Annotated in this window: 7 protein-coding genes; 3 read left to right on the top strand and 4 right to left on the bottom strand. The window is 60.5% G+C overall.

Going from position 1 to position 8733, the window contains the following annotated elements:
• The first annotated feature begins 125 nt into the window (after positions 1-125).
• Entirely contained in the window at positions 126-1871 is a 1746-nt protein-coding gene (locus tag PKO02S_RS17485) for a proline--tRNA ligase (protein ID WP_127585130.1), read from the top strand.
• Positions 1868-2392 carry a YfiT family bacillithiol transferase gene (locus PKO02S_RS17480; protein WP_127585129.1) on the top strand — a complete coding sequence of 175 codons (525 nt, stop codon included), beginning with the start codon at positions 1868-1870 and terminating at the stop codon, positions 2390-2392. Before PKO02S_RS17485 ends, PKO02S_RS17480 begins: the two co-directional genes overlap by 4 nt.
• A 56-nt stretch (positions 2393-2448) precedes the next feature.
• Here PKO02S_RS17480 and PKO02S_RS17475 read toward each other — a convergent pair whose 3' ends face one another.
• From PKO02S_RS17475 to PKO02S_RS17460, 4 genes are all read right to left on the bottom strand, one after another.
• Positions 2449-4203: an ABC transporter ATP-binding protein gene (locus tag PKO02S_RS17475; protein WP_164821521.1), complete on the bottom strand. Its 1755-nt coding sequence runs from the start codon at positions 4201-4203 to the stop codon at positions 2449-2451.
• Positions 4175-5944 carry an ABC transporter ATP-binding protein gene (locus PKO02S_RS17470; RefSeq protein ID WP_164821520.1) on the bottom strand — a complete coding sequence of 590 codons (1770 nt, stop codon included), beginning with the start codon at positions 5942-5944 and terminating at the stop codon, positions 4175-4177. Before PKO02S_RS17470 ends, PKO02S_RS17475 begins: the two co-directional genes overlap by 29 nt.
• A gap of 227 nt (positions 5945-6171) precedes the next feature.
• Positions 6172-6999 (bottom strand): phosphoenolpyruvate hydrolase family protein, encoded by an 828-nt coding sequence (locus PKO02S_RS17465; protein ID WP_127585126.1) that lies wholly within the window; start codon positions 6997-6999, stop codon positions 6172-6174.
• A 21-nt stretch (positions 7000-7020) separates the two neighbouring features.
• A complete protein-coding gene (locus PKO02S_RS17460; protein WP_127585125.1) occupies positions 7021-8244 on the bottom strand; it encodes a Tm-1-like ATP-binding domain-containing protein in 1224 nt (407 codons plus the stop codon).
• Positions 8245-8341: 97 nt separating this feature from the next.
• On the opposite strand from PKO02S_RS17460, the gene PKO02S_RS32430 reads away from it, so the two are divergent.
• Positions 8342-8557 carry a hypothetical protein gene (locus tag PKO02S_RS32430; RefSeq protein ID WP_164821519.1) on the top strand — a complete coding sequence of 72 codons (216 nt, stop codon included), beginning with the start codon at positions 8342-8344 and terminating at the stop codon, positions 8555-8557.
• Positions 8558-8733: the final 176 nt, after the last annotated feature.

Raw genomic sequence — 8733 nt, 5'->3', positions numbered from 1 at the left:
CAGCGGGCAAGCGAGCCGTTCCGTGAGCCGTAAGCACGATTTTCGTGCTTACAGCAGGAATGCGAGCCGTTCCGTGAGCCGTACGCACGACCCTATTCAGTTTACCATCCAAGGAGGTCATCTCAATGCGACAACAACATTTGCTGCTTCCTACATTGCGCGAAGCGCCGACTGAAGCGGAGGCGATGAGCCACCAGTTGCTATTGCGCGCGGGCTACATCCGCCAAGTCGCGGCCGGCGTGTACACGTACTTGCCGCTCGGCCAGCGCGTGCTGCAGCGGCTCGCGGCGATCGTGCGCTCCGAGCTTGACCGGGCCGGCGCGCAGGAGCTGCTTATGCCGGCGCTGCAGCCGGCGGAACTCTGGCAGCAGTCCGGCCGGTATGAGCTATACGGCCCGGAGCTTGTCCGGCTGCAGGATCGGCACGGCAGGGAGTTCGCCCTGGGGCCGACACACGAGGAAGTGATCACCAGCCTTGTCGGCAGTGAGGTGTCCTCGTACCGACAACTGCCGCTAACCCTGTACCAGATCCAGACGAAATTCCGCGACGAGCGCCGCCCGCGGTTCGGGCTGCTGCGGGGACGGGAATTTCTGATGAAGGATGCCTATTCCTTCGACTTGGACTTGGAGGGGCTGGACCGCAGCTATCGGAGCATGTTCGACGCGTACGTGCGCATCTTGGACCGGTGCGGGCTGAACTACCGAGCGGTCGAAGCCGATCCCGGCACGATCGGAGGCGAAGGCGGCACGCATGAGTTCATGGTCTTGGCTGACATCGGCGAGGATACGATCGTGTCGTGCACCAACTGCGGCTACTCGGCTAACATGGAGAAAGCCGAGTTCGCAGCAGCACGGAAGGTGGACGCCAGGGACAGCGATAGCAGCGGCGGCTGCGAAGATTCGGTTTCCTCTATAGCAGCTATGGAGAAGTTTCATACGCCTGGAATCAAGACAATCGAGGAGCTTGCGGTATTCACCGGCGCGGCGGCAAGCGACTGCATCAAGACGCTGCTCTATGTGGCGGACGGCCGACTCGTTGCCGTCCTGGTGCGAGGGGATCATGAGGTCAACGAGATCAAGGTGAGAGAGGCGTTGGGCGCCCAGAAGCTGGAGCTGGCCGACGAAGCGGCGGCACGGAATCTTGCAGGCGTGTCCTTCGGCTTCATAGGTCCGGTCGGGCTGAATGTACCGCTGCTGCTGGTGGACCGCGATGCCGCCAACATGCCGGAAGCGATCGTCGGTGCAAACGAAGACGACTACCATATGAGGCATGTCGTGCCTGGTCGGGATTTTGCGCCTACCCTCGTTGGCGAGTATCGCAACGCCGCCGCCGGAGATACATGCCCGCACTGCTCCGCGCTGCTGCAGTTCCATCGCGGCATTGAGGTGGGTCATGTGTTCAAGCTCGGCACCCGCTATAGCGAGAAGCTGGGAGCGACCGTGCTGGATCGCGCCGGACAGACGAGGACACTGGTCATGGGCTGCTACGGCATCGGCGTGTCCCGGCTGCTCTCCGCCATCGTAGAGCAGCATCACGATCCGAACGGCATCGCTTGGCCGGCCGCCGTCGCGCCGTTCCAGGTGCATCTGATCCAAGTGTCGCTGAAGGACGAGCAGCAGACCGCACTCGCGGAGTCGCTATACCGGCAACTCCGGGAAGCGGGCATCGACGTGCTGCTGGACGATCGGGACGAACGCCCGGGCGTCAAATTCAAGGACGCCGATCTGATCGGCATCCCGATCCGAGTCACCGTCGGCAAACACGCGGCGGAAGGACTCGTCGAAGTGAAGACAAGGTTCGGCTCGGCCGATGCTGTCGTAATGACGGTAGATGAACTTCTTCTGAAGACGAAAGGAGTACGAGAACAATGACGGATTTGCGTTTCCCGATAGGCCGATTCCAATGGGAGGGCGACATCTCGCAGCAACAAAGCAACCGCTGGATGGAGGAGATCGAAGCCGCTCCAGCCCAACTGCGGGCGGCGGTGGCTGGACTCAGCGAAGAGCAGTTGGACACACCTTATCGTCCGGACGGCTGGACCGTGCGGCAAGTCGTGCATCATCTGGCCGACAGTCATCTGAACAGCTACACCCGGTTCAAGCTGGCGCTCACCGAGCCGAATCCGACGATCAAGCCGTACCGCGAGGAGCGGTGGGCCGAGCTGCCGGATTCCCGGCTACCCGTGGAAGTCTCGCTCACACTCCTGGAATCGTTGCACATTCGTTGGGCTTCGCTGCTGCGCACCCTTACGCGGGAAGAGCTGGCGCTGACCTTTGCGCACCCGGAGTCGGGCAATACGATTCGGCTCAATTGGAACGTCGGGCTATACGCTTGGCACGGTCGCCATCATATCGCGCACATCGCTTCGCTTCGGGATCGGATGGGCTGGTAACCGCAGCCGCGCGCGGCAACCAACCGCCGCAGCGACTGAGGCTGCACGCGGCAGCCTCACCGAGCTTCCCCCGCCTCCCACAGAGCATAGTAGAGGCCGGGCTTCGCCAACAGCGCCTCATGCGTCCCGCGCTCGGCCAGTCGTCCCTCGTGCAGCACGAGGATCTGATCCGATCGCTGCGCCACATCGAGGCGATGGGTAATGAAGAGCAAGGTCATCCCCTCATGCTCCGCCAATAGCTTGTCCAGCAGTCGGCGCTCGGTCCCTTGATCTAGCGCTGACGTCGATTCGTCCAGGATAAGCACGGACGGTCGTCGCAGCAAAGCCCGGGCGATGCTGATTCGCTGCCGCTCGCCTCCGGACAGCTGCAGCGCTTGCTCGCCGACCCGGGTATCGAGTCCGTCGGGAAGGCGGGCGATCCAGTCTGCCAGCTCCGTAACCCGCATCACATTCTGCAGCTCCTGCGGATCGACCTTCTCGAGCCCGTAAGCAATATTATCGCGAATTGTCCCGCTGCGCAGCATCACTTCCTGAGTTACACCTAGCATATGGCGCCTCAGCCAATTCAAATCAATCTCCGCCAGTGGAATCCCGTTCAGCCGAATAAGGCCGGCAGTAGGCTCTTCCAAACCGAGCAACAGCTCGGCGAATGTAGATTTTCCGGAACCCCGATGTCCGACTAAGGAGGTGACGGAGCCTGGCGTTAAGCTCAAATCAATCTGCTCCAACACGGCTCGGCCGTCACGACGACTGCTAAGTCCCAGCACCTCTACAGTCACTGGACCAGACGGAATCCTCCGCCCTGCAACCATCTCCGTCTCAGCCGATGTCCCCCCGGCAAACGCGACTTCCGCAACCCGCTCAACGGCGGCCGACAGTTTCTGAAGCGTTAACGTCCGTGAAATGAAAGCCATGCCGAAAGGCCGGAGCCAGTTGAAAACGGCGATAAAGGCAACCAGTCCCCCAATTGTCAGCGCCCCGCGCAGCACCAAATAACCTCCCGCCGTATACATCAGCACAAGCGACAAGGCGTTCAGCGCGGCCTGCAGCAGACTGACCCGATGGTCCGTCAAGACGCCGCTGCGAGTAGCCTCCCACTCCCGGCGCAAAAACTCGTTCACTTTCTCCATGGCCTGGTCCTCTTGGCCGTTTGCTTTGAGGAAGCCGGCGGCGGAGACAAGCTCTCGAACCGTCTCGGCTACGGCCGAATTTTGGCGGGCGACTTGGGCGGCTTTGTTCTTCGCATAGCGGCTCAGTCTGGACAACAATAACGTCTGGCCAATCCATACGCTCAGCACGACGGCGGCGAGCAACGGATGCAAGAACAGAAGAATGGAGCAGCCGGCCGCGATCGTCACAATATGGAACAAATAAAAACCGACATGCCCGAAAGCCTGATCCGTAATCCTGTGCGTATCGTCCAGCAGCCTCGTGGTCAAATCGCCAACCGTCTGCCGCCGATGCCATGCAAGCGGCTTTCGCTGGATGCCCTCATACAGCTCCGTCCGTCCCTGCGCCGACAAGGTCAGCATGAATCTGGACCAACGATTTTCGAGCAAAATGATCATACTCCCCGTGATCGGAACCAAAATCATGCAGAGCGCCACAGCGACCAACAGGGATACGTCCTGCTGCGGTAACACACGCTCCAGCATGTACTTCGAGAGAAGCGGGGGAATCATGAACAGCAGGCTGCCGACTACATTTTTCAACACGATAAGGGCGATATTCGCGCGATAAGGACCATAGGCCTTCCGCAGATAAGCAGTAATCCTCTTGCGATCAGCGGCTGACGGCAAGCTCGTGCTCATCGGCGACACCTCCTTCCGCGGCTTCTTGGCGCCACAGCCGGGCATACAGTCCGCCTCGGTCGAGCAGCTCGCGATGCGTCCCTTGCTCGACCAGCTCGCCTTGGTCAAGCACGAGGATGCGGTCGGCCAGGGCGGCGCAGCGCAGGCGATGCGTGACGTTTATGCGCGTGATGCCGCCGGCATGCCGGTCCAACGCTTCCAGCACGCGCAGCTCGCTCTGCTGATCGAGCGAGGCGGTCGCTTCGTCGAGCAGCAACAGATCGGGCTGCTTCACAAGCGTCCGAATCAGCCCGAGAAGTTGGCGCTGGCCGCCGGACAGACGATCGCCGCCGGGGCCTATATCGGAGTCGTAGCCCTGCGGCAGCTGCTCAGGAATATCCTCCGCCCCGAAAGCCCGCATCCAGTGATCCAACGTCTGCACATCGGCTTCGCCGAGGAACGTCAAGTTTCGGTACAAGCTGTCCCGAAACCAGACGCCCTCCTGCATCACATACCCGATCCGGCTGCGCAAATGCGTGGCGTCCAACTCCTCCGTACGCACGCCGCCGATCCGGATCTCGCCGGAGGTCGGCTCCTGCAGCCGGAGCAGTAGCTTCAGCAGCGTGCTCTTGCCTGCGCCGCTCGGCCCGACGACCGCCACATGCTCGCCGGGCTCGATACGGAACCGCAGCCCGCGAAGCAGCTCGCCTCGCTCCTCCGCCACGCACACATCGTGGAACTCGATAGCCGCCCGTCTGTAGTCCCCTTCCTGGCGCAGCCCCGGCTGCAAGCCGGGTTCGCTCGGCAGCCGCATATAGGCTTGAATGCCTTCGATCCGCACTTTGATGTCCGCGAAGCTGACGTACAGCCCGAAGAACGAGCGCACCGGCGCGTTGATCGCGGGAATGAAAGCGAGAATCGCCACGAGCTGTCCCACCGTAGCATGTCCGGTCGCCAGCTGCCAGCCGGCGAAGACGAAGACGAGCGCCGGCGCCAGCGAGTCGGGGATGCGGGGAAACGTGCGGTACATCGTGTCGACGATGCTGTCCTGGTAGTATAGCTCCGCCCACCGCTGCTGTTCCGACTCATAGGAAGCGCGCTCCATACGCTCCGTCCCGTACAGCTTGATCTGCTTGATGAAGCCCAGCTTCTCCAGCAAGCTTGACCGCAGGGCGGCGTCGTGAGCGGCTGCCAGCTTGCGGACGGCGCCTCGTCTGCGCCCGAAGTGTCGGACGGGGAGGAAGAGGAGCACGAAAGCAGCCACCAAGAGAAGGGCTAGCACCCCATTCCACCGGATGAGCATGGTGAGCGCGGCGGCGGCGAGCAGCACATCCTGGGCGAACGAGGGCAGGGTGGACAGGCCGAATCGCTGGATTATTTTCGTATCCTGCGTGCATCGCTGCAGCAGCTCCCCGCGCGGCGTCTCGTGAAAGAACCGTGCGTTCGTGCGCAAGAGGGCGGCCAGCGTATCCTCCATCAGCTTGTAAGACAGCCCTACCATTGCTTTCGAGGACACGTAGGCACGGTAAGCGGCGAGCAGCTCTCCCAGCAGGATGATGCCAAGCAACCCGGCGGCCATGGCGGTCAACCCTTGACCTTGCCGATGCGCGACTGCATCCATCAACCGGCCGATCAGCAAGGGGACGGCCGTCCCGCAAGCGGCGGCGAGCGCGGTGAGCAGCGTAATGAGCAGGAATTCCTTTTTGGAACCGACCAGCTGCTTGAAAAAGAAAACCAGCCAATCCGGAAATGGATTCGACATATGGGAGCGCGGCGATTGGTGCGACAGATGCAACCCCTCCGAAAGTGGAAATTGATGCAATCGTAGCAGGGTGGGCTCGCCAGGGTCAAACGTCAAAAACATATGTTCGCTATTTTGGGTTGGTCGGCCTGATCCCGTTGCTCGGGTTTTTCAGAAAATGAAAGCTCGCCATTGCTCGTTCGTGCTTCCGTTTACATATGTTTTAAAAATGCCCTGTCTGGCCTTTTCTAGGCTTCAAGCATGCGGACAAAATGACGGACTTGATTCGTAATCGCCGTTTCCGTCGGAAGGCGTTCGATGCTGGAAGCGCCGAAGAAACCTGCCACCCCTCGGGTATGCCGCAAAATGTAAGAGGCGTCCTCCGGCTCGGAAATCGGTCCGCCATGGCATAGCACGATAATGTCCGGGTTCACGGATTTGCCCGCATCGTGGATACGCTGTACCAGATCGGCCGATTCATCGAGGGAGAGGGCGGTTTTGGCGCCGATTTTTCCTTTGGTCGTCAGGCCTACATGAGCAACGAGAATGTCTGCGCCGGCCTTCGCCATGTTGCGCGCATCCTCTTCATTGAACACATACGGGGTTGTCAGCAGATCCAGCCGATGCGCCTTTTCGATCATTTCGATTTCCAGATTGTAGCTCATGCCCGTCTCTTCTAAATTTTGACGAAACACGCCATCCATCAGACCGACTGTCGGGAAGTTCTGGACACCGGAAAATCCAAGCCGCTTCAGCTCCGGGAGGAAGACATCCATCCTGCGGAAAGGATCGGTACCGCAAACCCCGGCGAGAACGGGCGTGCGCCGCACGATAGGGAGCACCTCGCTGCCCATGTCGACCACAATCTGGTTGGCGTCCCCATAGGGGAGGAGACCTGCCAGGGAACCGCGCCCCGCCATCCGATAGCGGCCGGAATTATAGATGATGATGAGATCGATCCCGCCGTCCTCCGCGCATTTGGCGGAAAGGCCGGTACCTGCTCCGCCGCCTATGATAGGTTGGCCGACCGCTATTTTGGCTCGAAACCGATCTACTAGTTCTTTTCTGGAAAACATGGGGCCATTCGCCCTCCGTTCTTATGGATTGGCTCTGTAGAGGTGTAAAAAGCTTTCGGCTATTTGCTTCGCCGTGTCCGGGTGGTTGATGTCCTCGCGGACCCGTATAAGCGGAATGTCCGGCCGCAGTGTGTCGACGATTCCTTGCAGAAGCGCTTGACGCTGCTCCTCGCCGTGAAACGCTTTGCCTTGCACATCAAGCAGCGAGACGCCGCCTTCCGGAAACACCAAGATGGTTGGCGCGTTGCCGGCATTCAGCCGTCCAGCGAGTCTGCGGCCCAGCTCGGCGTTTTCTTCGGATGTCGTGCGCATCAAGGTAGTGGTTGGATTGTGCTGATAAAACTTGCGATCGCGGAAGGTGGCGGGAACGGTGTCCGGAGGACCGAAGTTGACCATATCGAGCGCTCCGACGGAAACGACCTGCGGGATGTTCGCTGCCCCGGCTGCTTTCAATCGATTGGGGCCGGCGCTGAAAATGCCTCCGACCAGCTCATCGGCCAGCTCGGTCGTTGTAATATCGAGCACACCCTTGATGAAGCCCGCCCGAACGAGCTCTTCCATCGCAGTGCCTCCGGCTCCGGTGGCGTGGAACACAAGCAGGTCGAAGCCCTCCGCTTCAAGCCGGATTCTCACCTGATCGCAGCATGGGGTCGTCACGCCGAACATCGTCATGCCCAGCACGGTTTTGTCCTCAGCCGCGGCGTCCTCCACAGCGTCGTAATGCTGGAGCATGCCGGCCAACGCATGGGCGGCGTTCGCCAGGATGCGACGGGATAGCGTGTTGAGCCCTGCGATGTCGATGACCGAGTACATCATGGCAATATCCTTCACGCCGACGTAAGGTCGGGTGTCCCCGGATGCCACGGTGGAGACGAGCAGCTTGGGAATGCCGATCGGGACGGCTTGCATGGCGGCCGCTCCGATGGTGGTGCCGGCCGTACCGCCCATGCCGAACACGGCTCCGACGATTCCTTGCTCGACCAGCTCAGGCAGGAGCGCGGCGACGCCTCTAGTCATCGCGGCTACCGCCTCTCCGCGATCCCGCGTCTCGCGAAGCTGCTGCAAGGATGTCCCTGCATGCGCCGCGACCGTGTCGCTGTCGATGTCCGGCGCGAACCGGGGCTCACCCAGGATGCCGGTATTCACGACAAACGTGGGGATCCCCGAAGCTTCCAGCTTCATTTTGACATATTCGAATTCGACTCCCTTGCTGTCGAGCGCTCCGATGATGACCGCTTTTTTCATCGCAAGTTCCTCCTACTTACTTCAACTATGTTAATCATAATTCAACGTTGTTGAATTAAGCAATACAAAAGTTTATGGATGAGAGGGAGAATGAGAGATGGGTACTAATTTCGCGATTGAGCAAGCAGATTGGATGGCATGTCATGCGCCGGAAGGCGGAGAAAGACGAGCGGGCAACGAGAATGCCTATTATCGCTGTGCGTTTATGCTCGCCATGGAAGGATCTCGTGGAGCTTGGGCTGACCACATGGCCGGAGGACCCCGATATACAACGGAGCGATTGCTGTGCGTGGGGAGCATTGCCGCTCCATGAGTTTACGCGCTGCCTGCTCGGGGTGAAGCCGGCGGAAGCGGGATGGGGCTCGATCGTCATCGAACCCCGCGTGCTGAGCTCCCGGCGGGATGAGGTTGGATGGAGCATTACGTCAATTTGTAATGCAGCAGCACGGCGCCGGAGCGGAAGCTCCTGGGAGAGCCTCCTTTCGATAG

Source organism: Paenibacillus koleovorans NBRC 103111 (assembly GCF_004000845.1).
GTDB classification, from domain to species: domain Bacteria; phylum Bacillota; class Bacilli; order Paenibacillales; family NBRC-103111; genus Paenibacillus_AA; species Paenibacillus_AA koleovorans.
Note: the sequence above shows the minus strand (reverse complement) of the source record. Positions and strands in the feature narration are given on the sequence as shown.

Coding starts and splice junctions, on each gene's coding strand:
- PKO02S_RS17485 (WP_127585130.1), top strand. CDS start 126: ATGCGACAACAACATTTGCTGCTTCCTACATTGCGCGAAGCGCCGACT.
- PKO02S_RS17480 (WP_127585129.1), top strand. CDS start 1,868: ATGACGGATTTGCGTTTCCCGATAGGCCGATTCCAATGGGAGGGCGAC.
- PKO02S_RS17475 (WP_164821521.1), bottom strand. CDS start 4,203: ATGAGCACGAGCTTGCCGTCAGCCGCTGATCGCAAGAGGATTACTGCT.
- PKO02S_RS17470 (WP_164821520.1), bottom strand. CDS start 5,944: ATGTCGAATCCATTTCCGGATTGGCTGGTTTTCTTTTTCAAGCAGCTG.
- PKO02S_RS17465 (WP_127585126.1), bottom strand. CDS start 6,999: ATGTTTTCCAGAAAAGAACTAGTAGATCGGTTTCGAGCCAAAATAGCG.
- PKO02S_RS17460 (WP_127585125.1), bottom strand. CDS start 8,244: ATGAAAAAAGCGGTCATCATCGGAGCGCTCGACAGCAAGGGAGTCGAA.
- PKO02S_RS32430 (WP_164821519.1), top strand. CDS start 8,342: ATGGGTACTAATTTCGCGATTGAGCAAGCAGATTGGATGGCATGTCAT.